Annotated in this window: 30 protein-coding genes and 1 tRNA gene; 25 read left to right on the forward strand and 6 right to left on the reverse strand. The window is 61.8% G+C overall.

What is annotated here, in order from left to right:
• Positions 1-117: 117 nt before the first annotated feature.
• The 16 genes from BDK61_RS15315 to BDK61_RS15390 all read left to right on the forward strand — a co-directional run bounded on the left by BDK61_RS15315 (position 118) and on the right by BDK61_RS15390 (position 13,872).
• Positions 118-1,158: a monovalent cation/H+ antiporter subunit E gene (locus tag BDK61_RS15315; RefSeq protein ID WP_241244091.1), complete on the forward strand. Its 1,041-nt coding sequence runs from the start codon at positions 118-120 to the stop codon at positions 1,156-1,158.
• Positions 1,151-1,426, forward strand: coding sequence for a cation:proton antiporter (locus BDK61_RS15320; protein ID WP_121303662.1), 276 nt, complete (start codon positions 1,151-1,153; stop codon positions 1,424-1,426). Before BDK61_RS15315 ends, BDK61_RS15320 begins: the two co-directional genes overlap by 8 nt.
• Positions 1,423-1,743 carry a monovalent cation/H(+) antiporter subunit G gene (gene mnhG / locus BDK61_RS15325; RefSeq protein ID WP_011224857.1) on the forward strand — a complete coding sequence of 107 codons (321 nt, stop codon included), beginning with the start codon at positions 1,423-1,425 and terminating at the stop codon, positions 1,741-1,743. Before BDK61_RS15320 ends, mnhG begins: the two co-directional genes overlap by 4 nt.
• A complete protein-coding gene (locus BDK61_RS15330) occupies positions 1,740-2,285 on the forward strand; it encodes a DUF4040 domain-containing protein (protein ID WP_004963540.1) in 546 nt (181 codons plus the stop codon). The genes mnhG and BDK61_RS15330 overlap by 4 nt, the downstream gene beginning before the upstream one ends.
• On the forward strand, positions 2,282-2,755 hold the full coding sequence (locus BDK61_RS15335) for a Na(+)/H(+) antiporter subunit B (protein ID WP_004963542.1): 474 nt from the start codon (positions 2,282-2,284) through the stop codon (positions 2,753-2,755). The genes BDK61_RS15330 and BDK61_RS15335 overlap by 4 nt, the downstream gene beginning before the upstream one ends.
• The gene (locus BDK61_RS15340; protein WP_004963545.1) at positions 2,755-3,111 is read left to right on the forward strand and encodes a cation:proton antiporter subunit C; all 357 of its coding nucleotides are present in this window, start codon (positions 2,755-2,757) and stop codon (positions 3,109-3,111) included. The genes BDK61_RS15335 and BDK61_RS15340 overlap by 1 nt, the downstream gene beginning before the upstream one ends.
• Complete coding sequence (locus tag BDK61_RS15345) at positions 3,104-4,597, forward strand: monovalent cation/H+ antiporter subunit D family protein (protein WP_004963546.1); 1,494 nt, start codon at positions 3,104-3,106, stop codon at positions 4,595-4,597. The genes BDK61_RS15340 and BDK61_RS15345 overlap by 8 nt, the downstream gene beginning before the upstream one ends.
• The gene (locus BDK61_RS15350; RefSeq protein WP_121303663.1) at positions 4,594-6,291 is read left to right on the forward strand and encodes a cation:proton antiporter; all 1,698 of its coding nucleotides are present in this window, start codon (positions 4,594-4,596) and stop codon (positions 6,289-6,291) included. The genes BDK61_RS15345 and BDK61_RS15350 overlap by 4 nt, the downstream gene beginning before the upstream one ends.
• A complete protein-coding gene (locus BDK61_RS15355) occupies positions 6,291-8,072 on the forward strand; it encodes a Na(+)/H(+) antiporter subunit D (RefSeq protein WP_121303664.1) in 1,782 nt (593 codons plus the stop codon). The genes BDK61_RS15350 and BDK61_RS15355 overlap by 1 nt, the downstream gene beginning before the upstream one ends.
• Before the next feature lie 194 nt (positions 8,073-8,266).
• Entirely contained in the window at positions 8,267-8,722 is a 456-nt protein-coding gene (locus tag BDK61_RS15360; protein WP_004963554.1) for a type IV pilin, read from the forward strand.
• A gap of 110 nt (positions 8,723-8,832) precedes the next feature.
• Entirely contained in the window at positions 8,833-9,411 is a 579-nt protein-coding gene (locus BDK61_RS15365; RefSeq protein ID WP_121303665.1) for a DUF7344 domain-containing protein, read from the forward strand.
• 262 nt (positions 9,412-9,673) lie between these two features.
• On the forward strand, positions 9,674-10,135 hold the full coding sequence (locus BDK61_RS15370) for a type IV pilin (protein ID WP_121303666.1): 462 nt from the start codon (positions 9,674-9,676) through the stop codon (positions 10,133-10,135).
• Between the two features lie 145 nt (positions 10,136-10,280).
• The gene (locus BDK61_RS15375) at positions 10,281-10,769 is read left to right on the forward strand and encodes a hypothetical protein (RefSeq protein WP_121303667.1); all 489 of its coding nucleotides are present in this window, start codon (positions 10,281-10,283) and stop codon (positions 10,767-10,769) included.
• A complete protein-coding gene (locus BDK61_RS15380) occupies positions 10,766-12,688 on the forward strand; it encodes a hypothetical protein (protein ID WP_121303668.1) in 1,923 nt (640 codons plus the stop codon). The genes BDK61_RS15375 and BDK61_RS15380 overlap by 4 nt, the downstream gene beginning before the upstream one ends.
• Positions 12,689-12,732: 44 nt before the next feature.
• On the forward strand, positions 12,733-13,302 hold the full coding sequence (gene hpt, locus BDK61_RS15385) for a hypoxanthine/guanine phosphoribosyltransferase (RefSeq protein ID WP_004518711.1): 570 nt from the start codon (positions 12,733-12,735) through the stop codon (positions 13,300-13,302).
• Between the two features lie 93 nt (positions 13,303-13,395).
• A complete protein-coding gene (locus tag BDK61_RS15390; RefSeq protein ID WP_244209811.1) occupies positions 13,396-13,872 on the forward strand; it encodes a hypothetical protein in 477 nt (158 codons plus the stop codon).
• Positions 13,873-14,143: 271 nt separating this feature from the next.
• Here BDK61_RS15390 and BDK61_RS15395 read toward each other — a convergent pair.
• The 3 genes from BDK61_RS15395 to BDK61_RS15405 form a co-directional block, all read right to left on the reverse strand.
• A tRNA-Met gene (locus BDK61_RS15395) sits at positions 14,144-14,218 on the reverse strand.
• Positions 14,219-14,292: 74 nt separating this feature from the next.
• Complete coding sequence (locus BDK61_RS15400) at positions 14,293-14,775, reverse strand: GtrA family protein (RefSeq protein WP_121303951.1); 483 nt, start codon at positions 14,773-14,775, stop codon at positions 14,293-14,295.
• Positions 14,775-15,542, reverse strand: a complete 768-nt coding sequence (locus tag BDK61_RS15405; protein ID WP_121303670.1) for a glycosyltransferase — start codon at positions 15,540-15,542, stop codon at positions 14,775-14,777. The genes BDK61_RS15400 and BDK61_RS15405 overlap by 1 nt, the downstream gene beginning before the upstream one ends.
• A 117-nt stretch (positions 15,543-15,659) precedes the next feature.
• On the opposite strand from BDK61_RS15405, the gene BDK61_RS15410 reads away from it, so the two are divergent.
• A complete protein-coding gene (locus tag BDK61_RS15410) occupies positions 15,660-17,978 on the forward strand; it encodes a DUF2298 domain-containing protein (RefSeq protein WP_121303671.1) in 2,319 nt (772 codons plus the stop codon).
• Positions 17,979-18,034: 56 nt separating this feature from the next.
• On the opposite strand, the gene BDK61_RS15415 is transcribed toward BDK61_RS15410, so the two are convergent.
• Positions 18,035-18,307, reverse strand: coding sequence for an HAH_0734 family protein (locus BDK61_RS15415; protein WP_004963583.1), 273 nt, complete (start codon positions 18,305-18,307; stop codon positions 18,035-18,037).
• 185 nt (positions 18,308-18,492) lie between these two features.
• Here BDK61_RS15415 and BDK61_RS15420 point away from each other — a divergent pair, with 185 nt between their 5' ends.
• From BDK61_RS15420 to BDK61_RS15455, 8 genes are all read left to right on the forward strand, one after another.
• Positions 18,493-18,756 (forward strand): hypothetical protein, encoded by a 264-nt coding sequence (locus BDK61_RS15420; protein ID WP_004963586.1) that lies wholly within the window; start codon positions 18,493-18,495, stop codon positions 18,754-18,756.
• Between the two features lie 139 nt (positions 18,757-18,895).
• Positions 18,896-19,174 (forward strand): 50S ribosomal protein L44e, encoded by a 279-nt coding sequence (locus BDK61_RS15425; RefSeq protein ID WP_004593654.1) that lies wholly within the window; start codon positions 18,896-18,898, stop codon positions 19,172-19,174.
• A 2-nt stretch (positions 19,175-19,176) separates the two neighbouring features.
• A complete protein-coding gene (locus tag BDK61_RS15430) occupies positions 19,177-19,350 on the forward strand; it encodes a 30S ribosomal protein S27e (RefSeq protein WP_004963588.1) in 174 nt (57 codons plus the stop codon).
• Position 19,351: 1 nt separating this feature from the next.
• A complete protein-coding gene (locus BDK61_RS15435) occupies positions 19,352-20,152 on the forward strand; it encodes a translation initiation factor IF-2 subunit alpha (protein WP_004963592.1) in 801 nt (266 codons plus the stop codon).
• A gap of 30 nt (positions 20,153-20,182) precedes the next feature.
• Positions 20,183-20,365: an RNA-protein complex protein Nop10 gene (locus BDK61_RS15440; protein ID WP_121303672.1), complete on the forward strand. Its 183-nt coding sequence runs from the start codon at positions 20,183-20,185 to the stop codon at positions 20,363-20,365.
• Positions 20,366-20,370: 5 nt separating this feature from the next.
• Complete coding sequence (locus BDK61_RS15445) at positions 20,371-21,129, forward strand: proteasome assembly chaperone family protein (protein ID WP_121303673.1); 759 nt, start codon at positions 20,371-20,373, stop codon at positions 21,127-21,129.
• Positions 21,130-21,271: 142 nt separating this feature from the next.
• Positions 21,272-21,895 (forward strand): J domain-containing protein, encoded by a 624-nt coding sequence (locus BDK61_RS15450; protein ID WP_005535760.1) that lies wholly within the window; start codon positions 21,272-21,274, stop codon positions 21,893-21,895.
• A gap of 138 nt (positions 21,896-22,033) precedes the next feature.
• Complete coding sequence (locus tag BDK61_RS15455) at positions 22,034-23,341, forward strand: PAS domain-containing protein (RefSeq protein ID WP_121303674.1); 1,308 nt, start codon at positions 22,034-22,036, stop codon at positions 23,339-23,341.
• A 282-nt stretch (positions 23,342-23,623) separates the two neighbouring features.
• Here the strand turns inward: BDK61_RS15455 and BDK61_RS15460 are convergent, their stop codons facing one another.
• Entirely contained in the window at positions 23,624-24,637 is a 1,014-nt protein-coding gene (locus BDK61_RS15460; RefSeq protein WP_121303675.1) for an alcohol dehydrogenase catalytic domain-containing protein, read from the reverse strand.
• Between the two features lie 106 nt (positions 24,638-24,743).
• Positions 24,744-25,916 carry a threonine synthase gene (locus BDK61_RS15465; protein WP_004963607.1) on the reverse strand — a complete coding sequence of 391 codons (1,173 nt, stop codon included), beginning with the start codon at positions 25,914-25,916 and terminating at the stop codon, positions 24,744-24,746.
• Positions 25,917-25,978: the final 62 nt, after the last annotated feature.

The raw sequence follows: 25,978 nt of genomic DNA on the forward strand, positions 1-25,978 counted from the left end.
CGTTGCTCCGGTCCGATAACGACAGTACTGCCCGACGAACCGCCTATTCGGAGTTTCTAAACAGATACTGTGACTGTACCACCACCCCGTCGCCTGCTCGTGCCAGTAGCTGATTCGGTGACGGTCCGGAACACCGTCGCCTACGCCGTTGAACAGGCCGAATCGGCGGCCAGAGAGGGGCAACAACAGATATCGCTGCACCTCGTCGCCGTCGCAAGCACACGCGCCGTTGACCCCGACGCACAGACGGAGCTCGGCCAAGCCAAGGACCTGCTTGACCGCATCGATGTCTGGCTCGACGAAGACTTGGGTACTTCCCCACCGTCGAACCTCGAGGTTGAACTGGGCGTCATCGGTGCTGACCGCTACCTGTTCAGTCCCGGCGATTACGCCGACGCGATTCTGGCCTACGCCGACGAACACAGCATCGAACGGGTCGTCCTCGATCCGGAGTTCAACCCGGGCGGCACGACGCCGATGCTTCGGCCGCTCGAAGTCGAACTCGTCCGGGGCGATATCGAGGTCGAGACCGCACCCGTCGAGCGACCGGCACGGTCGACCGCACTCGCCCGCGCCGCGACGCTCCCGAAGTATCTCACCATTTTCGGAGCGTCGTATCTGTTTTACCTGCTGTTGAGTTCGTACAAACCGCTGGATTTCCTCACTGGTGCGATAACAGCGACGATCGTCACTGCGTTGCTTGCGCCGATCGCGTTCAGTCGCCAGCCGTCGCTGACCCGGATTCCGAGGCAACTCGCCCGGTTCGCGATTTACGTCCCGTACCTGCTCAAGGAAATCGCCGTCGCCAATCTCGAAATTGCGTACGTCGTCTTGCACCCGTCGCTGCCTATTGACCCCAAAATGGTCGAGTTGGAGGCCGCGATCTGGGGTGACGGAGCGGTGACGACGCTGGCAAACAGCATCACGCTGACGCCCGGGACGCTCACCGTCAGTGTCTCCCAGCAGGCGTTCGACATCCACTCGCTCACCGGTAGTTCGCGCGAGGACCTGTTTGACGGCGGCCTCGAACGAGCTGTCCGGTTCGTTTTCTACGGCCGGGAGGCAGCAGCCATTCCCTCGCCGCGCGAGCGCGGACAGGGGGACGACAACACAGTCGAGAGTGACATTGGCGACCCGGAGGTGGCCGACGATGATTGAGTTCGAGGTGGCGCTGCTGGCAATCGCGAGCGCGTTCGTCATGTTCGCCATCGTGTCGCTGTACCGCGTGTTTGCGGGACCGACGGACCACGACAGAGTTATCGCGGTCAACGTGATGGGGACGAACACCGTTATCGCGATCGCGCTCGTCTCCGGCGCGCTCGATAAGCCGCTGTTCCTCGACATCGCGCTCGTGTACGCCCTGCTGAACTTCCTGCTCTCGATAGCATTCTCGAAGTTCAACGTCGAGCACGGGGGTGTGCTATGACGCCAACAGAGTGGGCGATTGTCGCGCTCGCGTTGATCGGCGCGTTCTTCGGCGGCGTCGCCTCGATCGGCATTGTCCGGCTTCCTGACGTTTACACACGCGCTCACGCGGCATCGAAAAGTGATACGCTGGGGGCCGTCCTCGCTATCGGGGCCGCCGCACTCGCGATTCAGACCGACCTCGCGACGATCAAGGCTGTCTTCCTGCTGGTGTTTATGTTTCTGACCAACCCCACCGCCGCCCACGCCATCGCCCGGGCGGCACAGGATCAGGGCATCGAGCCGTGGACTACCGGCGATGAGGAGGACAAATCATGAGCCTCTCACTCATCGAGGCAGTGTTGCTGGTGTTCGTGCTGGGCTGTGCTATCGGCGCGGCCGTACTCCGTGACGTGCTGGCGTCACTGATGGCGTTTGCCGCCTACAGCCTCGGTATCTCCATTATCTGGGTGATGCTTGAGGCCCCCGACGTGGGGCTGACCGAAGCGGCTGTCGGGGCCGGCATCATGACGATACTGTTCATTCTGGCGCTGGCAAACACTGTTCGGCCACAGGAAAACGGCCTGTTCGAGTCGATCAGCGCCCGGACCGTCGTACTGGTCGGCGGGTTCGTCGTCGTTATGATTGCGACCGTTCCAGCGCTGCCCGCCGTCGGGGCGGATGGCGCGGCAAACCCCGTCGTCAGCGGCGAGGTAACACAGTACTACCTCGAAAACGCGTACGCGGACACCGAAGTGAAAAACGGTGTGACGGCGGTGCTCGCGGCCTACCGTGGGTTCGACACGCTGGGTGAGGCTGTCGTGGTCTTCTCAGCCGGGGTCGCAGCGCTGACCGTCCTCAGACAGGAGGTGTTCGCATGAGCGCCGACGAGCGAACCGGGCTGTACGTCGAGAGTACCATCATCATGACGACGGTCCGCGTTGTCGCGCCGTTCGTGCTCACCTTCGCCCTGTTCGTAATGTTCCACGGGGCAAACTCCCCCGGCGGTGGGTTCCAGGGTGGGGTCATCGCGGGGTCGGTCGTAATGATGCTCGCGTTTGCCTACGGGATTGACGCGGCGCGGGAGTGGCTCGACGTCCGTGTCGTCGCCGCGCTCGCATCCGGCGGCGTGCTCACGTTCGCAGCCATCGGGCTGGGAACGATTCTCCTGGGTGGGAACTTCCTCGAATATCACCTGTACGAACAGTTCATCTCGCACGTGGTCGCCTACGCCATCGAGCTCGTCGAACTGGCAATCGGTGGTATCGTCGCTAGCGTTGCTATCGGCCTCTTTTTCCTGCTTGCGGCGGGGTTCGGCCACGCCGTCGACGAACCGGAGGATGAGAGCTAATGTTTGAACTGCTGAACTCACATTACAACTACTTCGCGGTGATGCTCCTGCTCGGTATCGGCCTGTATATGCTCATCGAGTCCCGGAACCTCGTGAAGAAAGTCATCGGGATGAACATCTTCCAGACGGGCATCTTCCTGTTTTTCATCACGCTCGCGTTCCGGACCGGCGGGAACCCGCCGATAATCAAGGAAGGGGGTGGGCCGTACGTCAGCCCGCTGCCACACGTCCTCATCCTGACCGCTATCGTTGTCGGGGTGAGCCTGACCGCCGTGGCGCTGGCGCTTATCATCCGGATCTACACCGAGTACGGTACGCTGGACGAAGACAAGCTCAAACAGCTCTACTATGATTGAACAACTCCCCGTATTGTTGGTTGTCCTGCCGATCGTCGGCGGTGCGATACCGCTGGCCGCGAGTCTCGTGAGCGACCGGGCCGGGTGGCCCGTCGCGACGGTGACACTCCTCGGGCAGGCCGGTCTGGCCGGACTGCTCGCGTGGACCGTCGGCACAAATGGGACTGTGTCCTATGCGGTCGGTGGTTTCGCCGCCCCGTACGGCATCGAACTCGTCGTCGACGGGCTCTCCGGTGCCGTCGCCCTGCTCGTGGCTGTCGTGTCACTCGGCGTGCTCGCGTACGCTCGGCAGGCCGGCCCGCACTCGGGCCCCTTCTACGGACTGTACCTCCTGCTGGTTGCCGGCCTGACGGGCATGACGGTCACTGGCGATGTGTTTAATCTCTACGTGTTCCTCGAAATCACGGGGCTTGCGGCGTACGGCCTCGTAGCGAGTGGCCGGGACGCCAGTGCCGCCGTCGCGGCGCTGAAGTACCTCATCATCGGGACCGTCGGGGCCTCGCTGTACCTGCTCGGCATCGGCTACCTGCTTGCGGCAACGGGCACGCTCAACATGGCTGACCTGGCGACCAAACTCGGAGAGATGGCGGCCTACGACTCGACGCTCGTCCTGACCGCGTTCGGGCTGATGGTCGGCGGGCTGACGGTGAAAGTCGCTCTGTTCCCCTTGCACACCTGGCAGCCCGACGCCTACGCGAACGCCCCGGATACGGTGAGCGCGTTCATTTCAGCGCTTGTCTCGACGGTTTCGGCATACGCGCTCGCCCGCCTGCTGTTTTCCGTGTTCACCGTGGAGTTCCTGGCGGCCGTGCCCGTCGCTCGCTGGGCGCTGGTCGGGCTGGCGTGCGTGAGTATCATCGCGGGAAGTGCGCTCGCCGTCTCGCAGGACAGCGTCCAGCGGATGCTGGCGTACTCCTCGGTGTCGCAGTTCGGCCTCGTCATCGCCGGATTCGCCATCGCAACCCCACTGGCCGTCGTCGGCGCGACCGTTCACCTGCTCGGCCACGCGGTAATGAAGGGCGGGCTGTTCGCTGCGACGGGCATTATCGAGCGCAAGACGGGCGCGACGACGGTGAACGGCTACGCCGGGATGGGGAGCCGCGTCCCGGTTTCGGCGTTTGCCTTCGCCGTGCTCTCGCTGGCGATGGTCGGCGTTCCACCGGCAGTCGGCTTCGTCGGCAAGTGGTACATTGTCCTCGGCGCAGTCAACACCGAGAACTGGGCCGTTGTGACCGTGTTGCTCGCGAGTACGTTGCTGACGCTTGCGTACTTCGCCCGCCTCGTCGAGCGGCTCTACTTCGCCGAGGCGACCATCCACTCGAAGCCTGACGAGGCTCCCGTAACAGATGGGAGCGGACAGGCAGTCTCGTTCGGGATGATCGCCGTCGTCGTCATCGCGGCTGCGCTCGCGGTCGCGCTGACTGCAGCCGTACCAGCGTTCGAACAGGTGCTTCGAGAGACGCTTCCACCCCTGCTAAACCAATGACTGATATCACATCACTTCGACCGCTGTTTGCAATCCTCGTCTCCGCGGTGGCCATCCCCGTGATTCTCTCGCTCAAACGTCGTCCGAACGTGCGGGAGGGGGTGACCATCACGGTGGCAGTCGCGAAGTTCGCTATCGTCGCGAGCATGGTCCCCGGCGTCCTGTCGGGGATGCGGTACGTCTTCTCTTTCGGGCAGCTGGCCACCGGGATCGAACTGGCGTTCCGCGTCGACGCGCTCGGGCTTCTCTTTGGCCTGCTCGCGAGTCTGCTGTGGATCGTGACGAGCTTCTACAGCATCGGCTACATGCGCGGCCTTGACGAGCACGCCCAGACACGCTATTTCGCCTCCTTCGCTGCCAGCCTCGCGTCGGCAATCGGCGTCGCCTTCGCCTCGAACCTGCTGACGCTGTTCGTCTGCTACGAACTGCTGACAGTGTCGACGTACCCGCTCGTCACCCACGACGAGACGGACGAGGCCCGCGCCGCCGGTCGGAAGTACCTTGCGTACACCTTCGGCGGCGGCGTCGCCGTGCTGGGCGGGACGGTGCTGGTGTTCGTCCTCGCTGGAACGACCGCGTTCACGCCGGGCGGGCTCGAAGGTCTCGCGACGGCCGACCCGACGCTGGCACGGGCGGCGTTTGCCCTGCTGGCAGCCGGCTTCGGCGTCAAGGCCGCACTGATGCCGGTGCACTCCTGGCTCCCGGATGCGATGGTCGCGCCGACGCCGGTGTCGGGCCTGCTACACGCCGTCGCGGTCGTCAAAAGCGGCGTGTTTGGCATCGCCAGAGTCGTTCTCGACGTGTACGGGACCGGAACGATGGAGCAACTCGGCGTCGGCCTCCCGCTGGCCGCGATTGCGGCCTTTACCCTCCTGACCGCGAGTATCATCGCGCTCAGACAGGACAACCTCAAGCGGCGGCTGGCGTATTCGACGATTAGCCAGCTCTCCTATATCGTGCTCGGGCTGGGACTGCTCCACGGACAGGCACTGACGGGCGGCCTGCTCCACATCCCTGCACACGCATTCATGAAACTGACACTGTTCTTCTGTGCCGGCGCGATACACGTCGAGACCCACACCGACGACATCAGCGACATGGCCGGCATCGGGAAACGGATGCCGCTGACGATGGCCGCCTTTGCCGTCGCTGCGGCTGGGATGGCCGGAATTCCGCTGGTCGCTGGCTTCGTCAGCAAGTGGTATCTCGTCATCGGTGCGCTCAGCCTCAATGGCGGGCTCGTCTTCGCCGCCGCGTTGCTGGTCTCCGGTGTCCTCAACATCGCGTACTTCTGGCCAATCGTCTATCAGGCGTACTTCGAATCACCGGACGGGCACGACGAGAAGCCACTCATCGGGGGGCCGCTTGGCGGGCAAGACAAGGTTCGAGCCGACGGCGGCAATGACCACGCATCGGATGTTGCCGACGGTCACTCCGACGAGGGCGAGGTGCCGAAGCCAGAACACGTCGACCACCTCGGGAAACACGATGAGGAACACGAACACCATGGCGGCCCGCCCGCAGGGGGCTGGGACGACCGCGGCTGGCGCGGCGGCGAAAGTACGTGGTTCATGCTCGGGCCGATCCTCACCGCGGCCACGCTGTCGCTCCTGCTAGGGACAGTGCCGTACACGGCTGTCTTCCTGCGAATCGTCGACACTATCGTCGGTAATCTGCCGGGGGTGATGGCGTAATGTCGATGCTTACAGCGGTTCCGCCAGTCGTCGTACTACTGGCGCTGGCAATCGCCGTGTCCCGGCTTCCGCGGCGTGCCGGACACGCGGTCGGCGCGCTCGTGCCCGCGCTCGCGGTGCCGTGGGCACTTGCGGTCCCGGAGGGCGCACATCTCCAGACCCAGTTCCTCGGGTTCGACGCCGTGCTACTGAACGTCGACCCGTTCTCGCGGCTGATGGGCATCATTTTCGGGCTCATCGCCGCGGTCGCCGTGCTCTACTCCTATGCCAGCGAGGCCAACACGACACAGACAGGGTACGCCCTCTCGTACGTCGCGACCAGTTTCGGAGCCGTCTTCGCTGGCGACTGGCTGACGCTCATCTTCTTCTGGGAGCTGATGGCCGTCACGAGCACGCTCCTAGTGTGGCACTACGGCGGTAAGGCGGTCCGGGCCGGGTTCCGGTATGCTCTGCTGCACGGGCTGGGCGGCACGCTGTTGATGGCCGCCATCCTCCGGCACTACGTCAATGTGGAGACGTTCCTGTTCGCGTCAGTGCCGGGCGGGCCGGAAACGGCCGGTATTACGACCGGGCTGGCCGCCGCGCTGGCCGCGATCGGTATCGGCGTCAACGTCGGCTTCATCGGCCTGCACGCGTGGCTGCCAGACACCTATCCGCGCCCGCACATCGCCGCCAGCGTATTCCTCTGTGTGTTCACGACCAAGACCGGCGTCTACGGGATGTACCGCGCGTTCCCCAACGGCCACGAGGCCATCGCGTACATGGGCGGCGGAATGGCTATCTTCGGCGCGCTGTTCGCGCTGTTCCAGAACGATATGCGGCGGCTCCTCTCGTATCACATCCAGTCACAAGTCGGGTACATGGTCGCCGGCGTTGGTATCGGAACTTCGCTCGCACAGGCCGGCGCGTTCGCCCACGTGTTCAACCATATCCTCTACAAGGGCCTGTTGTTCATGACCGCCGGTGTCGTCATCTACCGGACCGGTACGGAGAGCCTGAAGAAACTCGGCGGCCTCTGGCGAGAGATGCCCATCACCGCTGGGGCGTTCTCCGTCGCTGCGCTGTCTATCGCCGGCTTCCCCGGGTTCAACGGGTTCGTCAGCAAGGGGATCATTATCTCCGGGAGCCACTACACCTTCGGAAAGGGACCGCTCCCGCTCGGTGAGTTCTATACGCTCGAGTGGATGCTACTGCTGGGCGGCGTTGGCACGTTCATGTCGTTCATCAAGTTCGGCTACTACGCGTTCTTCCACGGCGAGTACGACAGCAGCGTCCCGGACGCGAACCGCCTGCAGAGCGTGGCAATGGTGTCCGTGGCTGCGCTCTGTGTCATCTACGGTGTGTACGACACGGCGCTTTTCACCATCCTTCCGTTCGACGTGACGAGTGAGGCCGTCGTTGACCACGTCTACAAAACGTACACTGTTCCCCACCTCATCGAGGGAGTCGTTCTAGCCGTTCTCGGACTGCTTGGCTTCGCGGTGACAAAGAAGCCCCTCTCGAAACTCGGCCGCGTCCCAGACATCGATTCGCTGTACAACCCCGCCGTCTTCTATGGCTCCCGCGGGCTCGTTGTCGGTGTGACCGAACTGTACGCCGCCGTGGACCGCGCAGTGGTGCAGGCCACGAGCGTCGTCACGCGGGCAGTGACATCCCCGAACGACGTGATTTCGGGGCTCCGCGACGACGACACTCTCGTGCATCCGATGCGAGCCGGCATCGGACTCAGCATCCTCATTCTCGCGGTATTCGTTACAGTGGCACTGCTGGCCCTTTCGTGAAGGTCTAAAAACATATTCTGTGATAATTGCAGACCTGATCGGCTGCATCCGGTTTCAAACACCCCAGAATAGCTGTTAACAGACAGGGTAATTACACGTTCTGATAATACAGGTGCAGACTTATATATCTCCATAGCCACGATTCGATAAGCACGGCATAACAGGGCGACCTGTTGATGCGTGCGGACACAACAATGGAACTCAAACGATTCTTCAACGACGACGATGCTGTGTCGCCGGTCATCGGGGTCATCCTGATGGTCGCAATCACGGTCATCCTTGCAGCCGTTATCGCAACATTCGTCCTCGGTCTGGGCGATCAGGTCAGTAACACGGCTCCACAGGCTAGCTTTAGTACGGAATATGATGGCACCGAGATTGTAACGGTCACTCATGAAGGTGGGGACTCGATTAAAGCGACCAACCTCTACTTCAGAGGGGATGTTGATACCAGTGTAGGCCAAGTTAATGATGCAGATAACCCGGTGTGGCCCTCTGGTCAAGCCACTGGGAGTAACAGTAAAGTAGTTGCTGGTAACTCAGTTAATGTAGGCGTGAGCGGTGACAGCTTCACACTTAACGTAGTCTACCAGTCTGCAAATGGCGACAACTCCGCGACCCTCGCAACTGCATCCGGACCGAGCGCATAACCTCGCGAGCGTGTTGTTTTTTCCGGCAGTCATATCCGCGAATTTATAACCGATGAACACTCTGGATTTAGCTGTATTCCCTGCGAGGGGTGAAAGGTTGGTGCTATGACATGAGTAAGCAGGTAGAACGGTCGGAGTCTGCAGTAGACAATGACCTTTCCAAAGGCGAGATATTCGACGTCCTACAGAACGAGCGGCATCGCTACACGCTCCAGTACCTCCGGGAAAACGATGGGCCGGTACAGCTCGGCGACCTCGCGTCACACGTCGCGGCACAGGAGTACGACTGCCCGAACAGCGAGGTCACAAGCGCGCAACGAAAGCGCGTTTACACCACGTTACAGCAGTCCCATCTCCCGCGAATGGACGAGACGGGTATCATCAACTACGACGATGAAAACGGGACGATCTCCAAGACTGCACACACGGAGGAACTCACCGTCTATCTCGAAATCGTGCCGGGAAGCGAGTTCCCCTGGCGCGAGTACTACCTCTCGCTCGGTGCGGTCAGTCTGGCAATCGTGACGATCCTCTGGGTCGGCGTCTATCCCTTCACGGCAATTCCGCCGCTGGTCTGGGCCACGCTGATCGCGGTTGTACTCAGCGTCTCCGCGGGCTATCACACCTACGCCGGTCGTGAGATGACACTGACCGAGTATGTGGCCCAGGAAGCCGAGTCCGACAACTAAGCTCCTGTTTATTTCACGGACTGTATTGTTTCGTTTGTCTCAGTTACCGCTGAACTATCCACGCACCGCCATATCGAATTTCGGCGGTACAGCCAGCCTTGAAGTCTTTCAAGGCGACGTTGAACGGATAAAACGTGCTGTGTGTATAAGTGGGCCCCTCTCATGTGGTTGAAGCAGCACACCCCGCGAGCCAGTAAGGACATCCTTCGCTGTATAGGGTGGTACTACTCGGGTCACGCTTGCGGTGTGCGTCGAACAAACCATGGATATCAAACAACTCATCCACGACGACGACGCAGTGTCGCCGGTCATCGGGGTCATCCTGATGGTCGCAATCACGGTCATTCTGGCCGCAGTAATTGCCTCCTTCGTGCTTGGTCTCGGTGACCAGGCGCAGCAGGCCACGCCGCAGGCTAGCTTCAGCTTCGAGTATGAGGGTCCACCGAGCACTGGTACTAACGAACTGACGATCACCCACGATGGCGGAGATGCTATCGAGGCTCAAGAAATCTATGTCCGCGGTGAGTTTGGTAGTAATGGAGGTGCCGATTCAGCCGGCACTTGGAATAGCTTCTCTAGTGGTGCAGCAGACGGTTCTGAGATTTCGGCAGGTCAGTCAACATCAATTTCAGTAGATGCTACGTATGATCTCCGAGTCGTCTACGAACCTGTCGAAGGCGACACCTCTGCAACGCTCGCTCAGGACAGCGGCCCAGACGCATAATCCGGCTCACAATCTTTGTTTTTCATTCAGTAAGCGGCAGCATTACCTGAGTCGGCGTGAGTCTCCTGACCGAGAGTTGGTGCAGAATCAAACACGAGAAGTCGTCACGACACTTTTATCCCCAGATATCTAGTGACTGGTAACAATGGAAAGAACGCGGGCTGTTATTACCAGTGTGATAGCCATTATACTCGGTGTCACACTCCTGTCCGGCCCGCTGGTCCCCGGCGTGACACTGGCATCCGAGCCAGAGTCGGTCACACTCGAGTCTGGCAATGTCACGGTTTCCACAGTTGAAATGCCGGACGAAGTAACGATTGAGAAGGGGTCCTACGGCGCGGCGAGCTACTACCTCGATGCGCCGCCGGTTCGCATACAGTTCGCGAATCGGACCGGACGGCCGACACTCGTCTACAAACTCACCATCGAGGAACCGGGGTACACGCGGACGACGAATCACTTCTTGGACGACTCAGCCGGTGACACGTACGACCTGACGCTGGCGTCGGACACGTTCACCGACGGGGAGATAGAACACGAGCAGTACACCGGCACAGTGATCGTGAGCAAGCGCGACGGGGCGGGCCACGGCGTGGTGGCGACGCGCAACATCACGATATCGGTGGTCGAATGACGGCGGCGGAGTTCGTCGGGCGTCTCCGACAGCGGACACCCGCCCTCTCAAACACCCGCGAGACGACGTACGCTGTGCTGTTTGGCGACCGGCTCGGCCTGACCGTGTTCCTCGCGACAGTCGTGCTGTTTGGGCTGGTGTGGCGGACGGCGTTCCTGATAAACGATTCCTACACGCTGGCGAATGGGCTGTACAGCCTCTCAAACGGACAGCTAGCGATGACTGAAGCGGCCTACGGGCCCGGACTAGAGACGCCGGGGGCAAATAATTACGGCGGCAAGTGGTACGCGCGAAACTACGGTGTCATTGTCCTCTCGCTGCCGCTCGTGTTCGTGCTTGACCTGCTCACCACCATCGTCGAGCTCCGCATTGCGCTGGTCGCGCTCTGGTCGCTCGCGCTGTTAGCGCTGGTGGTCCAGTGCAGTTACTACACCGACGGTGACTGGCTCCTCTACGGTGGTACCGTCACTGTCTTGGGACTGTTCGGGCTGAACGTGACGCTGGCGCAGCCGCTCGACGCCGGCCAGACCCATCTATACGCGCTGCAACTGACGCACCTCCTCATCGCAGCGTTCACGCCGGTGGTACTCTATCGGCTCCTCAGCCGGGTTCAAACACGTCGGCTGGGGCTCCTGAGCACCGTGGTGCTCACAGCCGGGACGCCACTGGCCTTCTGGGCGTCGGTGCCGAAGCGCCACGCCGTCACCGGGACAGTGGTCGTCTGCGTCGCGTACTGCCTCTATCGGAGTCGCAAGCCAGCAGACGGGGCAGTTATCACGCAGCGGCAGACCTTCCGGGCACTCGCCTACGCGCTGGTGGGATTGTACGCATGGGTACACGCTCCGGAAGCGCTCCTGCTCTGTGTTGCCCTGGCACTGGTCGATATCCCGACGGCCCCGGACAACAGCCCCCGAACGCTGGCTCGTATCGGTGTCGTCTTCGGACTCTCCCTGCTGCCGTTCTTGATCACGAATATCGCCATCTCCGGTTCCCCGGTGAAGCCCCCGAGGTTGATTTCCCGCGGTGGCTCCCTGGGCGACAGTACTGCGAGCAGTGCAAGCGGTGGCGGCGGTAGCGGCCGTAGCGGCGGTAGCGGCGGCAGTGGTGGCTCTGGTGGGTTGCTTACATCGCTGGCACCCCTGTTTGGTGCCCTCGAAAGCGGGATGCAGCCACTGTCACTGCTGGGCGGCGAACTTGTTTCGGGATTCAAAGCGCTACAGCAACAACCAGATGACGTGTATCACGCGTTTGTCCGGTCAGGAAGCGCGAGCCGGACGCTCGATAAGGCTGGTGAGGAATCCGTCAATCTCTCACTGCTTGAATCCGCGCCGATTCTCGTCGCCATGGTCGGTGCACTCCCAGTCGTCCGACGGCTGCGTCTGCCATCGTTGATGGCTGACCGGACACTCAGCGCCGGCCGTGTCGTGGACGCGTTCGCCATAACAGCGTTCGTCGGCGTCATCCTCCTGTACAACACCCGCTTACCACTGCACGCACAGGTGACTGCCCGGTATCTGTTCCCGCTCTATCCACTCGGCGTGTATCTGCTCGTGCGGCTCCCAGCGGTACGCAAGAGCCTCGCGAACCACTGGTACACATTCCTCTGGACAGTTGCGGGGACAGTGTTGATCGGCGGCCAGGTGACCGTGATGTTTGTCGCGCTGACGGTGAACGGCATCGGCGAGGCGTTCCAGTTGCACGCGCTGCTCGCGGTTGGCATCGCTGTCCCACTCGGTATCTGGGCACTTTGTGGTCGCTCCGAAGGCCGAGCAGGGCAGGTCGGTGCAGTGCTTCTCGGTGCCGCAACAGGTGTGGCGGCTGTGTTCCTACTGCTGACGAGCGTCGAGTACTACGCGCTGGGGGATGCACACCTCCTGCCGATGATGCGAGCGCTCGGTGAGTTGCTGGCGCTCTACTGAGTCGGTGACGGAGAATTTTAGTACGGGCTTGTAGTACCGCCAGCATGGACCGACTCAAGAAGTCCCTACTCGAAGCGCCAATTATCGAGAAGGAAGGCTATCACTACTTCGTTCACCCCATCAGCGACGGGGTCCCGATGCTTCGACCGGAACTTCTGCGCGAAATCGTCATCAAGATCATCCGGAAGGCAGAGCTCGACGACGTCGACAAGATCGTCACACCGGCGGCGATGGGTATCCACATCTCCACAGCCGTTTCGCTGATGACCGATATCCCACTCGTCGTCGTCCGCAAGCGTCAGTACGGGCTTGACGGGGAAGTGTCACTGTCTCAGGTAACCGGCTATTCCGAGAGCGAAATGTACGTCAACGACGTGTACGAGGGCGATCAGGTCCTCGTCCTTGACGACGTGCTCTCGACCGGCGGGACGCTGGCCGGACTTACAGGCGCGCTCGAAGACATCGGCGCGGACATCCGTGACATCGTCTGTGTCATCAAGAAAGCCGACGGGACGAACAAGCTCGACGAAGCGGGGTACGACGCCAAGACGCTGATCAACGTTCAGGTCATCGACGGCGAGGTCACCATCGTCGACGAGCACGGCGACGACTAGGGCGGCTGTTAATACGGTTCCTGTAGCGATTCGGAAGCGGGCCGCCAGTAGTTACCAGTAGCCTTACAAAATTCTGGACCGACACTAGCTGTTGTGTCTCCCCCCATTCGATCCCTTGCAGGGGATTTCGCCGTCCTGTTCAGTTCGCTTGTGTTGCTTGGGCCACTGGCGTTCGCATTGCTCGTCGGCGCGAGCAGAATTGTCGCTGGACTAACGGCGCTCACGATTTCGGACCCGCTCGGAACCGTCGGATTCGGTGTGGCTGTACTGCTGGCGCTCTGGCTGGCGCTGGAAGGGGCGATGGTACAGCGATACGGCTTCGAGGCGATGGACCGCGGCGGCCCATTTCAGCGCGGTGCCCGGTATCTGTCGGTCGCCGTCACGACCCTCGCCGGACTTATCGTTTCCGTCCAGTTGGTAGCGCTGGCGCTCCCATGGGCGTTCAAGACGCAGAACACGCCTACACAGGTCCTTAGCGTGTTGCTCGTTGTTGCGCTGGTCGCCACACTGTACCGGATACTCACGGCGGCCAGAGAAGGGTATCTCCACGGCAGTGAGCAACAGCGGTGAACAGGCTGAACGCAGTCTACAACGCGAGAGAGATTTGAACCACGTTCACGCCGCTCTCTTCGATCGCTTGTGACTTTCTTCAGATCTACTGAATACGCCAGTCACCCACGAATTTGTGAGCGACAGAATATAGCGGGAGATAGAGTTGAACAACGCGAACACCTCATATCACTCGGTGTTCTCTCGTTCAAATCTTCTCAGCTATAATTGCCGCACTCAGCGTTGTTTGGCGGTAAAACGCCGCACTGGAAGAGTGGGTTCGGCAAAATGATAGCGGGAGGTAGATTTGAACTACCGATCTGCGGGTTATGAGCCCGCCGGAATCTCCTGGCTATCCCATCCCGCTACTTCTTCGTAGTCCGGTCCCCTCATTAAGGGTTGTGATTCGAGTGCCGTCCGTGAGTTAGTAACGCGCTATGCTCACCCGTCCGCATGGACCTGCCAGGTGAAGATACTCTCGGCGACGTAGTTGACCAGCATCGCAACGCCAATGGCGAGTGGGCTCGCGGCAATGAACCACAGGTCAGTTCCGGCGACAACGAGTTCAACCGTCAACCACTGCGTGAGCAGCCAGTAGATGGCAAGCTGGACCACGACACCGCCGGACCGGACCAGATGGGATTTCCCGAGCCGCTTGGCGAACGAACGGCGGTCGGCATCACCCTGGCCGGCGAACGTCCAGTGTTCGTTGACCAGAAACATCACGAGAATCGCCGTTTCGACGCCGGCGGCTTTGGCCCACATATCGCTGACACCGAAAACCAGGCCGAGTACGGCGAGAACCGTGTTGTCGCTGATCGCACCGACAACGCCGACGGAGACGAACTGGCCGAACCGGACGCCCGATACGAGCGACTCGAACCGGTCGGGAACGATGCGTCGAACCTGCTGTTCGATGTCCATCATCGGTCCTTCTCGATAAGAGCGGTTGGCTCGTCGAAATGTTCGGCCAAGGCCGTGTGGAGGCGGTCATCGCGCAGTTGCTTCGACCGGTGGCGAGCCGTCAGCAGTGCTTCGAGTAGGTCTATCGACGTTCGTATCGGCGACACCGTCGAGCCGGGCTTGTCTTCCCATTCTATCGGCACCTCTTCGATACGCAGGTCCAGCGCCGCCGCGATGGCGATCAGTTCGACATCCCACGCGAAGCCGGGCTCGTACAAGTGGTCGCGAACGCCCTCCCACGCGGGCACGTCGATGGCTTTCGCACCGCACTGGTAGTCATACAACCGCGCGTCAAGCAACTGGCCGGCAAGCCATGCGAAGCCGTCGCCGAGGAACCGTCGGGCAAACGTCTGGTGGGTGGCGACCGTCGCGTCCGGGTGACGGCGGGAGCCCACAGCGAGGTCCGTTCGGCTGTCGATGACCGGGTCCAGTATCCGTTCGAGTGAGTTGACCGGTGTCGACCCATCGGCGTCGACAAAGGCCAGCACGTCGGTCTCCAGCCGCTCGAACCCAGCGGTGATAGCTGCGCCTTTCCCGCGGCGATAGGGCACGGTGTGAACTTCGATTGGGAGCGAACGGAGCTGTACAGGAACGCCGTCTCGTGGCGCATCAAGCTCGACAACAATGGTCTGCGGGGCAAGGGCATCGTCAATGGCGGCAATATAGGTCCCGAGCTGGTCCATGTCGGGACGGTAGGCTGGAAGGACAACCCCGACGGAACGCGACATTGCCGAGTAGTCGGACAGGCGGAACTAAAAACAGTTCGAAGCTACTGATACCTAATCAGTTGATAAGTCCGGAGGCAACGAAAAAGCGTATAGGCCAGCGAACCGGTCCCTTCACTGATGGAATACGGGCTCCTCGCCACCTGGCTCGCCCTCTACCTCCTGTTACTGTACGCTGGCGGGACCGTCGCCGGACTATTGTTCCCCCGCTTTGCCGACCGCGGACTCGCCTTCGGCGTCCCAGTCGCCGTCTCGATACTGTGGCTGGTCACCTATTTCGTCGGTCGCCTCTCGCTGACGCTTGGCATCTGGCTCGGCGTCGCCGTGCTCGCCGTGAGTACACTGGCTGTCTGGCTGAGCGACAATGGACCGAACGCCCGAACGTACGCGGAGACAGCCGGCGTGTTCACAGTCGCGTTCCTGTTCGTCGTCGGCATCCGGGCGCTTGACCCCGCAATCGTCCCCATTGGCGGCGAGAAGTTCCTCGATTTCGGCCTGTTACAGTCGCTGGTCCGGGCTGACAGCCTCCCGCTAGAGGACATGTGGTTCGCCGGCGAGTCGGTCGCATACTACTACGGTGGGCACCTCATCGCGGCGATTCTCACCAGAATCACGGGAACCGCTGGCCAGTTCGCGTACAATCTCGCGCTCGCTGGATTTTATGCCACGCTGATCACGGCGGCGTACGGACTGGCTGGTGCTGTCGCGGGTGAGCGCGGCCTTCCACGGCGACTGGCCGCCGGCCTCACCGCGTTCTGTGTCGGCATCGCGAGCAATCTCTCGACGCCCGCGAAGTTCCTCGTCTGGCTCCTGCCGGACGGGCTGCGCCAGACAGTCGCCGAACGGGCGGGTTACGAACTGAAAGGGCTCGCGGCGGGGCCGGATTCGTTCAGCTACTGGGACGCAAGCCGTGTCATCGAAGACAGCGCGGCCGATTTCGGCACGTACGAACCCGGTGCTGCGCTGGTCATCGACGAGTTCCCGCTATTTGCCTGGCTCAACGGCGACATGCACGCCCATATGATGAGCACGGGCTTCCTGTTGCTCGCCGCCGCGCTCTGTTTCAGCTACTACCAGACGCCGGCCGCCGAACGCCGGAGACGGCTCGCACTGCTTCTCGGTGCGCTCCCGGCCGTCGCGGGCATCATGGCCGTAACGAACACATGGTCGTTCCCGTCGATGGGCGGACTGGCCCTGTTGACGGTCACCGTTGCGCCGGCCGACCCGACGACGCTCCTCCCGGATGATATCGGACAGCGGCTCCGACTGAACGGACCGGGTCAAGAGGGCGTTCGGATTGGGATGGGGCTGGCCGTCGCTGGCAGCGTCCTTGCGCTGGGACTGCTCTGGTCGCTCCCATTCTGGCTTGGCCCGGCGAGCGGCCGCGAGATTGCGGTTCTGCCCGACCGGACCTCGCTACTTGAACTCCTGGCCGTCCACGGCCTGTTCGTCGCCCCGTTCTGGCTGTACCTGTACGCCCAGACCGGGCGTGCTGTCGGGCAGAGTACGGCCCGCATCGTCGGTCTCGTGACCGTCGGAACGGCGGCGCTCGCCGCGACGCTTGACATCGCAGCGGTCGGCTTGCTCGCCCCGCTACTGCTCGGCGCGTGGCTGTTCGCGCGCTCGCCGACACTTGACCGTACCGTCGACGCGGTTCCGGCGCTCGCTGACGGCGGCGACCGGCCCGTTGGCTTCGAAGCCGTGCTGATTCTCGCTGGCGCGGGTCTGGTCTTCCTCGTCGAATTCGTCTTCGTCAGGGAGAACATCGGCCGGATGAACACCGTGTTCAAGACGTACATGCAGGTGTGGGTGCTCTGGGGGGTCGCCGCCGGCCCCGTGCTGGCGTGGCTGCTCACCCGTTGGCGGCCGACCGGCGACCGCGCGCGAGCGTGGGTACACATCGGCGTCCGCGCGTTCGTCGCCCTGCTGGTCTGTTCGGCGTCGCTGTACGGCGTCTTTGCGCTCTCGAATCACGCCGACGCCGCGGGAGAGCCCACACTAAACGGGCTGGCATACCTCGATGACGACCATCCAGAAGAAGCCGAAGCGATTCGATGGCTCGATGCGACAGCGGAGGGCCGGCCAACCATTGTCACGGCCGCCCCCGCTGACTATGAGTGGGACGCCAACGAGGGCAAGGGCGCGAGCGCGCCGTCGAGCCTGACCGGACTGCCGACCGTCGCGGGCTGGACCCACGAGGCCCAGTACCGCAACGACACGGTGTACGACCGCCGCGTCGACGACGTGGAGACGATTTACACCGGCGACGCGACCGAGCAACGCCGCCTCCTCGAAGCATATGACGTGCGCTACGTCTACGTCGGCCCGGCCGAACGAGCCCGCTACGGTGACGTGACTGTCGACCAGCTACAGGGCGTGACCGTAGCGAAACGAGCCGGCGGCGTCACGATCTACCAGGTCCGACCGAAATACTTCTGAAAAAGGAGCGGGATATTCTGGCGAACGGCGATTTTTCAGGGAACGATGCGGGCCACTCAGGACTCGGCGTTCGGCGGCGCGCGCTCGCGGAGCACGGTGACGGCCTCAGCTTCGATGTCGTCCGTGTCCAGATGCATCGGAATGTATTCCTGGGTCTTGAACGTCTCTTCTTCGTCCTCCGAGCCGATAGTACACCAGAGCTGTGGCCGGTCCGGGCCGTGCCAGTCGCCCTGCCGCGAGACCGAGAACACCTCGTACTCCTCGTCCTCGTACTCGATGCGGCCGCCCTTTCGCAGCCCCGGGTCGCCGTGGATAATGAGCTTCTTCATGCCCGTTCCTTTGCCAACAGCGTACTTAGTGACTTCGAAGGCGATTGCGACACAGCACAGTAACCGACAGCGAGCGTCGAGGGATTACCTGTAACTAGGATGTCCTTATATTCTTACCGGTCGTGTCTAGATGCTTAACAGCCTGATAGCCGAGATTTATATATCCGGAATCGCGACAGTCATGTATGTTGAAACAACAGCAGCGGTCGTGCGAGCGGGCCTCAGTCGTCGTCAGCCCGATGGACGACGACGGACGGATGGAACTCCGGGACGTCGAAGCCGACGAGACCTACGAGGTTGTGGACTACATCGACAGCGAACTGGCGACGAAGCTCCGGTCGCTCTCTGCTGGAGAAGCGGTGAATCTCGAACTGCTCTCGGGTTCGGAATCAGGTGTGTTCGGGGCAGTCCGAATCGAATCTAGTGGACCGTCAGCCCGGTTCCAGTAGCCGGAGCAGTGGCGGAACGCGGACGGGCTGAATATGGCGGTTAGTCGTGTGACAGGGACGGTACTGTGGGGCACACAGCAGGTGCGAACCAAACGGGTTTTAAGCGGCCACGTCAAATCGCTCGGTAAGGCCGATATCTATGCAGATGCCACGACGCTTCAACACGTACTGTCCGCACTGTAACGAGCACCAGGAACACGAGGTCGAGAAAGTCCGTAGCGGCCGTCAGACCGGCATGAAGTGGATCGACCGCCAGCGCGAGCGCAACTCCGGTATCGGGAACGACGGGAAGTTCTCGAAGGTCCCGGGTGGCGACAAGCCCACCAAGAAGACGGACCTCAAGTACCGCTGTGGCGAGTGTGGGAAGGCTCACCTCCGCGAAGGATGGCGCGCCGGCCGACTGGAGTTCCAGGAGTAACGATGGCAGGAAGCTTCATCACCGTCGAATGTCCCGACTGCGAGAACGAACAGTCTCTCTTCGAGAAGGCCGCGAGCGAAGTTTCGTGTGCTGTCTGTGGCCACACTATCGCCCGCCCGACGGGCGGCAAGGCCGACATCGAAGGCGAAGTGACCGCCGTCGTCGAGGCCCGATAGGATGAAATACAGCGGCTGGCCCGAACCGGGCGAACTCGTCGTCGGCAAGATCGACGAGATCGAGGACTTCGGCGTCTTCGTCGACCTCGACGAGTACGAAGGCAAGCGCGGCCTCTGTCACATCTCCGAGGTCGCCAGCGGATGGATCAAGAACGTCCGCGACCACGTCAACGAAGGGCAGACAGTCGTTGCCAAGGTGCTTGACGTCGACGAGAGCGCCCAGCAGATCGACCTCTCGATCAAGGACGTCAACGACCACCAGCGAAAAGAGAAGATTCAGGAGTGGAAAAACGAGCAGAAGGCCGACAACTGGATGGAGCTGGCCTTCGGCGAAGATCTGGACGACGAGACCTACGCCGCCATCGCCAACGAGCTGTTGGCGGAGTTCGGCTCGATGTACGATGGGTTCGAGTCGGCAGCGATCCACGGGAAGGACGCCCTCGAAGACGTCGACCTCTCCGAGGAGGAGATCGACGCCATCGTCCAGACGGCCCGGAACAATGTCTCCGTGCCGTACGTGCAGGTCACCGGCTACGTCGACCTGTCCTGTCCCGAAAGCGACGGCGTCGACATCATCAAGGAAGCGCTGCAGGCCGCGGAGGGCAACGGCGAGGTCCCCGACGAGATCGAACTCGAAGTGACCTACGTCGGGTCGCCCGAGTACCGCATTCAGGTGCAAGCGCCTGACTACAAGACCGCCGAGGACGCACTCGAAGAGAGTGCAGACCGCGCCGCGAAAGTCGTTGAGCAACACGGTGGGTCGGGGCAGTTCCACCGCGAACGCAGCGAAGACGACGAGTAAGTCGGTTGCTGCGCCAGTGATTCACCACCGATGAAATCGGATATCCACGTCTGTGCCGTCTGGGAGTCCGAACACGACCGGCCGGTGTACACGCTGGACGACATCTGTCCGGAGTGCGGGGCCGAAGCGGTCAACAGCGCACCCGCGCCGTTCTCTCCTGAAGACAGCTACGGCGAGTATCGACGTTCTCTTAAGCGCCGCAGCCGGGAATAAGCCGTATGGACGAATTCGACATCGAGCGCGTAGCGGACCCCGACCTCAACGAACCGGTACTGGTCGAGGGCTTACCCGGCGTCGGCCACGTCGGGAAGCTCGCCGCAGAGCATCTGCTGGAGGAGCTCGAAAGCGAGCTCGTCCGCCGCGTCTACTCGACACATTTCCCACCGCAGGTCAGCATCGATGACGGCCAGGCACAACTCGCCTGCGCCGAGTTCCACGCTGTCACCCCCGAAGAGGGACAGGACCTGCTCGTGCTCTCTGGAGACCACCAGGCCCAGAACAATCAGGGCCACTACGGCCTGACCGATACGTTCCTCGACATCGCCGACGAGTTTGGCGTCCAGCGGGTGTTCGCTCTCGGCGGCGTCCCGACCGGCGAACTCATTGAGGAGTACGACGTGCTCGGTGCGACGACGACCGAGGAGTTCAAGGAGACGCTGGAGGAGTCTGGCGTAGCCTTCCGCGAGGACGAGCCCGCGGGCGGCATTGTCGGCGTCTCCGGCCTACTGCTGGGCCTGAGCAAGCGACGGGACGTGCCGGCCAGTTGCCTCATGGGCGAAACGTCGGGCTATCTGGTCGACCCCAAGAGCGCGCAGGCCGTCCTCGAAATCCTGCAGGACGTCATCGGGTTCGAGGTTGACTACAGTTCGCTGGAGGACCGTGCTGACGAGATGGAGGAAGTCGTCCGGAAGATCCAGGAGATGGAGCAGCAAAACTCCCCGTCGCCCGCCGACGAAGACCTCAGATACATCGGTTAAGACGGATTGTTATTCCTCCGTCGCAGTACTCGCTGACTACGGAGTTGTGTCAGCCAGAAGTGACAGACAGCAGTCCGCCCAGAGCAGTCACGTGTTACCGGAGAGCGGGAATTTCTTTACCACTGGGGCCTAACAGAGGGTTGTGCAGACACAACCGGGCGTCCTACCGGAGTGGCTGGTCCTTGGGCTCGTTTTAGGTGTCGTCGGGAGCCTCGTCGTCGCCGGTCTGTTCGTCCTCGCGAACCGTGTGTTTCCGGCCAAGCGGCCGAACCGGCAGGCGACAGACGGCGGGGAGATGCGACGCCGGGCGGAACTCCGAGAGTATCTCACAGCCATCGACGAGCAGTTCGCCGAGAACCACTTCGTCGAGGGGCAACACGTCGCCTTCTATCTCCCCAAGCGGGACGTGGCAATCACGTTTGACGCCCGGGCGTACTACCGTATCGAGCGGTCGCCGACTATCCCCGTACTGGTCGAACACGAGATGCCCGGCGTCTACCTCGGCGCGCGCCTGCCCTTCGAGACGCCCGAAGTCGACCTCGGCCCGGACCCTGAGGAGGAACCACACCCGACGGTGCAGGCGTTCAGCGAACTGGGCCTGACCCAGAGCGCGTCGCTGGACGACGTGAAATCGGCCTACCGCGAGCGCGTCAAGGAGGTCCACCCGGACCACGGTGGCAACGAGGACGAGTTCAAGCGTGTCCGGGAAGCGTACACCACTGCAAAACAGCACGCGTCTGGTGCGTCGAGACAGCGGGCGTCGTAAGCCGAGCAGCAGTTCGCATACTCGTCTACTCGAGAACCGCTCAATGTAGAATATAAACGGAACAAGTACGCCGTGCGTTCCGAAATAAAAATATATTGAGAATAAAATATTTACATGTTGTGAGCATAATCACATAATATGGCTGATTCCGTCCACGTTCTACATGTGGACGACGACCCCGATTTGCGAGGTCTGGTGTCGGAGTTTCTTGAGCGGGAGGGTGACCAGTTCAACATTAGTACTGCGGCCAGCGCCACCGAGGGCCTCCAACACCTCGCTGATGACAGTCACGTAATCGACTGTATCGTTAGTGACTTTGATATGCCTCACACGGACGGCATCGAATTCCTCAGATCCGTTCGAGACGCTTATCCACAACTACCATTCATTTTGTTTACGGGCAAAGGGTCAGAAGAAGTCGCAGCCGACGCTATTTCGGCTGGTGCGACCGATTACCTCCAGAAAGGCGGCGGCACCGAGCAGTACAAAATCCTTGCCAACCGATGTCAAAACGCTGTCGATCAGTATCGGTCTCAGCGCCAAGCGTCTGAACACAAGCGGATCACCGAGGTATTGCGGAATGTAAATCGCGCACTCATCTACGCTGACTCCGTGGCTGATATCGAACAGGATATTTGCGGGACTCTAAGCGACGCTGATCCGTATCTAACAGCCTGCATTGCGGGTGTCGATGCTGATACGATGCGAATTGAGCCACGAACGTGGGCGGGTGCGGACGCTGGCTATTTCGAGATGCTCGATATATGTATCGATGTGGGCTCTACGGGCCGTCACGCTCCAAGTGGCCGGGCCTATCACAAGCGTGAGATAGCCATCTCACAGGACATCTCAGCAGACGACCGGTATGAAGATTGGCGTGAGCAGGCTATCAAGCGGGGCTTTCAGGCGCTTGCGGTCGTCCCACTTGAGTACAATGAAACTCTCCACGGCCTGTTAGCGGTATTTGCCGATCGCCGCTATGCGTTCGATGACCAGGAACAGAACCTGCTCACAGAATTAGGGCAGGATATCGCACATGCGATGCATGCACAGCAAGTACAGACGGATCTGCGCGACCGCGAACAGATACTCGATGAGATCCTCGAACGGACGACAGTGCCGATGTTCCTGAAAAACCGGAAGGGGGAGTATATTTTGGTAAATGAACAGTTCCGGGCTCTGTTTGATCTTGCTGACACTGAGGTTCAGGGACAGACGGATAGCGATCTCTTTGATCCAGAAACAGTGGCTGAAGTACAAGAGAACGATCAGGAGGTGCTCGAAACCGGTGATCCAATCGAAACCGAGGAGCAAATCAATGTTGACGGGGACCAGCGGGTATATTTGAGTTCGAAGACACCGTTCTACGATATTGGAACCGTTGCTGATCCAGACGACCCTGTTGCTATCTTTGGCGTTGCAAGCGATATTACCGACCGTGATTGAGACAAGGCCGGGCTCCCGAAGTAACTACGCACAGCTACCGAATATCCGAATGATAGTTCGGTCACTATGGGCGCTACTGTGAAGTCTCTGCGAAAGACTCTGGCTGAAATCAATATCTCGTGAAGAGCTGTGTGAGAGCCCGTTTCTACGCATATAAGCCGGTCTGTCGCGTGTACGACCCGACTGTGATGGCCGACCCAAAAGACACGTACTCCTACCGTACTTGCTCTGGACCCACTCGGACGCAGTCCCACAAGACGCTCTGCCGGGCCAGTAGAGGAGCTACGGCGTCACGACGAGCTTTCCAACGCTATCGCGGTCCTGCATCGCCGCAAACGCCGCACCGGTCTCCTCTAGGGAGTACGTCTCCTCTATCTCCGGGGTGAGTTCGCCGTCAGCGACGAGGTCGACAAGTCGTTCCAAATCGCCCTGCGTCCCCATCGTACTCCCGATAACACGCTTGTGACCGAGGAACAGGTCGGGAATATTGATCTCGGATGTGCCGCCGGCGGTCCGACCACAGACGGCCATCCGGCCACCGCGACGGAGAACATCCAGACCGACCTGCGTGTACTCACCACCGAGATGATTGAGGACGCCATCAACCGTCCCGATCTCGGTGACCGCTGCCCGAATCTCGTCCGGATCGGTGCTCTCGATGGCGTAGTCCAGACCGAGCGATTCGACGCGGGTTAGCTTCGCCGCTGAAGACGAGGTCCCGACGCTGTGAGCGCCGAGAACGGACGCGAGTTGCACGCCTGCGACGCCGACACCGCCGGTGACGCCCGGGATGAACACCAGATCGCCCGGTCCAGCGTCGACCCGACGGAGCATATGGAAGGCCGTCATGTAGGCCGTCGGAAGCGCGGCCGCGTCGACCGGTTCCACGCCGTCGAGAAGCCTGACGAGGCGGTCGGCCTGCACACGGGCCGCCTCGGCGAGGCCACCGTGGTACAGCGAGAAGTTCTCACAGAGGTTCTCCGGCCCCTCACGACAGTAGCGACACGTCCCGCAGGTCTCGTTCGGACAGAGGACCACGCGGTCCCCGGGTTCGACAGCGGTAACCCCGTCGCCGACGGCATCGACGGTCCCGGCGACATCGAGGCCGCTGACAAACGGTAAATCATCCGTGTCGACCATCGCGGAATCCCCTTCGAGAACCCAGAGGTCGTGGCGGTTGATCGCACACGCTTCGACGGAGACCACTGCCTCGCCGTGTTCGGGCTCTGGGGTTGCTTGGTCGATAACCGAGACGCCGTCCGGGCCGGTGAGTTCGCTGAACGCTGCAACGCGCATTAGCTTCGTGAATGGGTCAGAGCCGTATAAACAACATCGAAATGTGGGATACCTGCCTGCTTGACGGCAATATCGGACCCGCTCCCCCGGGCAGCCGCCCGAATTCTCAGATGCCCTGGCTCATGAGGTGGCTGCGCAGCAGGTCCGCCTCCTTGCTCCCGGCGACAGGGTTCACTAGAACGACGACATCGTCGTCGTCGAAGGCCCCATCGTCAGCCAGTGCCCGCGCACCGGCGATCGCGGTCCCGCCGGTCGCACCGGTTTCCGGCCCCATCTCGCAGCCGTCGACCGCGCCAGCCAGAATGTCCTTATCTGAGACGGCGACGCCGTCGCCGCCCGAGCGGTCGAGCGAGTCGAGCGCCGCAGCGCCGGCGGCAGGGTCGGGGACCTCAAGCGGGCCGACGATGGTGTCGGGGTGCTCGATAGTCGCCGGTTCGCTCGCACCTTCGTTTGCGGCATCGGCGATGGCGGCCGTCGAGTCGGGCTGTGCGGCGTAGATTCGCGGCGTCGAGTCCGTGAGGCCGCTCTCGGCTGCCGCCTGAAAGCCGTGTTCGAGACCGACGAGCGTCTCGCCGTGGCCGGTGGGGTGGACCACCGCGTCGGGGGCCGTCCAGTCGAGGTCGTCGGCCGTCTCGAACGCGACGGATTTGGCACCCTCGATGCGGAACGGGTGGCCGGGCGCGACTGAGACCCAGCCGTCGGACGCGTCGGCAAGTTCCTCGTCAGACACCGAGACGGCGTCGTCATACCGGCCCTCGACGACGCGCATATCGCCGCCGTGGACGTTCACCATCGCCTTGTTGAGGAACGGACAGCGTGAGGGGACGAAGCCCTTCGACTCGATGCCGGCGCGGGCCGCGTAGGCGGCGTTGGCCTGTGCGCCGTTCCCCGTCGACGGTGTCGCGACGCGCTCAGCTCCGCGCTGAGCGGCAGCGGTGACAGCGAGCGAAAGTTTGCGGTCGCCCAGCGACGCCGTCGGATTGCGCCCCTCGTCTTTGACGTACACCGAGTCGACGCCGAGTTCGTCGGCCAGCTCCGGCACCGGAACCAGCGGTGTCGCCCCTTCGTCGAGCGTCACCGTTGCGTCACCCGAGAACGGCCGAAGCGGCTCGTACCGGCCTGGCCCTGTCACATCGGGCAGCGCCTCGGGCGTCAGGTCCGGAACGTCGTAGTCACCGACGAGAACCCCGCCACAGTCGGGACAGCGGTCGGCCGTGCTGTCGGTTTCCGCGCCACACGCCGTGCAGATGAGGCCGCGAAACGCCGCAGTCGTCTCCATGTCTTTCTCTGTGGACGGGACAACCAAGTGTGGTCCGGTCCCGCTTCAGCACCCTCTTGTCC

Source organism: Haloarcula quadrata, from assembly GCF_003634715.1.
Taxonomy (GTDB): domain Archaea; phylum Halobacteriota; class Halobacteria; order Halobacteriales; family Haloarculaceae; genus Haloarcula; species Haloarcula marismortui.

What these genes read in the sequence shown, in the direction of transcription:
- BDK61_RS15320 (WP_121303662.1), top strand. Translation starts at nt 1,151, where the DNA reads ATGATTGAGTTCGAGGTGGCGCTGCTGGCAATCGCGAGCGCGTTCGTC.
- mnhG (WP_011224857.1), top strand. Translation starts at nt 1,423, where the DNA reads ATGACGCCAACAGAGTGGGCGATTGTCGCGCTCGCGTTGATCGGCGCG.
- BDK61_RS15330 (WP_004963540.1), top strand. Translation starts at nt 1,740, where the DNA reads ATGAGCCTCTCACTCATCGAGGCAGTGTTGCTGGTGTTCGTGCTGGGC.
- BDK61_RS15335 (WP_004963542.1), top strand. Translation starts at nt 2,282, where the DNA reads ATGAGCGCCGACGAGCGAACCGGGCTGTACGTCGAGAGTACCATCATC.
- BDK61_RS15340 (WP_004963545.1), top strand. Translation starts at nt 2,755, where the DNA reads ATGTTTGAACTGCTGAACTCACATTACAACTACTTCGCGGTGATGCTC.
- BDK61_RS15345 (WP_004963546.1), top strand. Translation starts at nt 3,104, where the DNA reads ATGATTGAACAACTCCCCGTATTGTTGGTTGTCCTGCCGATCGTCGGC.
- BDK61_RS15350 (WP_121303663.1), top strand. Translation starts at nt 4,594, where the DNA reads ATGACTGATATCACATCACTTCGACCGCTGTTTGCAATCCTCGTCTCC.
- BDK61_RS15355 (WP_121303664.1), top strand. Translation starts at nt 6,291, where the DNA reads ATGTCGATGCTTACAGCGGTTCCGCCAGTCGTCGTACTACTGGCGCTG.
- BDK61_RS15360 (WP_004963554.1), top strand. Translation starts at nt 8,267, where the DNA reads ATGGAACTCAAACGATTCTTCAACGACGACGATGCTGTGTCGCCGGTC.
- BDK61_RS15365 (WP_121303665.1), top strand. Translation starts at nt 8,833, where the DNA reads ATGAGTAAGCAGGTAGAACGGTCGGAGTCTGCAGTAGACAATGACCTT.
- BDK61_RS15370 (WP_121303666.1), top strand. Translation starts at nt 9,674, where the DNA reads ATGGATATCAAACAACTCATCCACGACGACGACGCAGTGTCGCCGGTC.
- BDK61_RS15375 (WP_121303667.1), top strand. Translation starts at nt 10,281, where the DNA reads ATGGAAAGAACGCGGGCTGTTATTACCAGTGTGATAGCCATTATACTC.
- BDK61_RS15380 (WP_121303668.1), top strand. Translation starts at nt 10,766, where the DNA reads ATGACGGCGGCGGAGTTCGTCGGGCGTCTCCGACAGCGGACACCCGCC.
- hpt (WP_004518711.1), top strand. Translation starts at nt 12,733, where the DNA reads ATGGACCGACTCAAGAAGTCCCTACTCGAAGCGCCAATTATCGAGAAG.
- BDK61_RS15400 (WP_121303951.1), bottom strand. Translation starts at nt 14,775, where the DNA reads ATGGACATCGAACAGCAGGTTCGACGCATCGTTCCCGACCGGTTCGAG.
- BDK61_RS15405 (WP_121303670.1), bottom strand. Translation starts at nt 15,542, where the DNA reads ATGTCGCGTTCCGTCGGGGTTGTCCTTCCAGCCTACCGTCCCGACATG.
- BDK61_RS15410 (WP_121303671.1), top strand. Translation starts at nt 15,660, where the DNA reads ATGGAATACGGGCTCCTCGCCACCTGGCTCGCCCTCTACCTCCTGTTA.
- BDK61_RS15415 (WP_004963583.1), bottom strand. Translation starts at nt 18,307, where the DNA reads ATGAAGAAGCTCATTATCCACGGCGACCCGGGGCTGCGAAAGGGCGGC.
- BDK61_RS15420 (WP_004963586.1), top strand. Translation starts at nt 18,493, where the DNA reads ATGTTGAAACAACAGCAGCGGTCGTGCGAGCGGGCCTCAGTCGTCGTC.
- BDK61_RS15425 (WP_004593654.1), top strand. Translation starts at nt 18,896, where the DNA reads ATGCAGATGCCACGACGCTTCAACACGTACTGTCCGCACTGTAACGAG.
- BDK61_RS15430 (WP_004963588.1), top strand. Translation starts at nt 19,177, where the DNA reads ATGGCAGGAAGCTTCATCACCGTCGAATGTCCCGACTGCGAGAACGAA.
- BDK61_RS15435 (WP_004963592.1), top strand. Translation starts at nt 19,352, where the DNA reads ATGAAATACAGCGGCTGGCCCGAACCGGGCGAACTCGTCGTCGGCAAG.
- BDK61_RS15440 (WP_121303672.1), top strand. Translation starts at nt 20,183, where the DNA reads ATGAAATCGGATATCCACGTCTGTGCCGTCTGGGAGTCCGAACACGAC.
- BDK61_RS15445 (WP_121303673.1), top strand. Translation starts at nt 20,371, where the DNA reads ATGGACGAATTCGACATCGAGCGCGTAGCGGACCCCGACCTCAACGAA.
- BDK61_RS15455 (WP_121303674.1), top strand. Translation starts at nt 22,034, where the DNA reads ATGGCTGATTCCGTCCACGTTCTACATGTGGACGACGACCCCGATTTG.
- BDK61_RS15460 (WP_121303675.1), bottom strand. Translation starts at nt 24,637, where the DNA reads ATGCGCGTTGCAGCGTTCAGCGAACTCACCGGCCCGGACGGCGTCTCG.
- BDK61_RS15465 (WP_004963607.1), bottom strand. Translation starts at nt 25,916, where the DNA reads ATGGAGACGACTGCGGCGTTTCGCGGCCTCATCTGCACGGCGTGTGGC.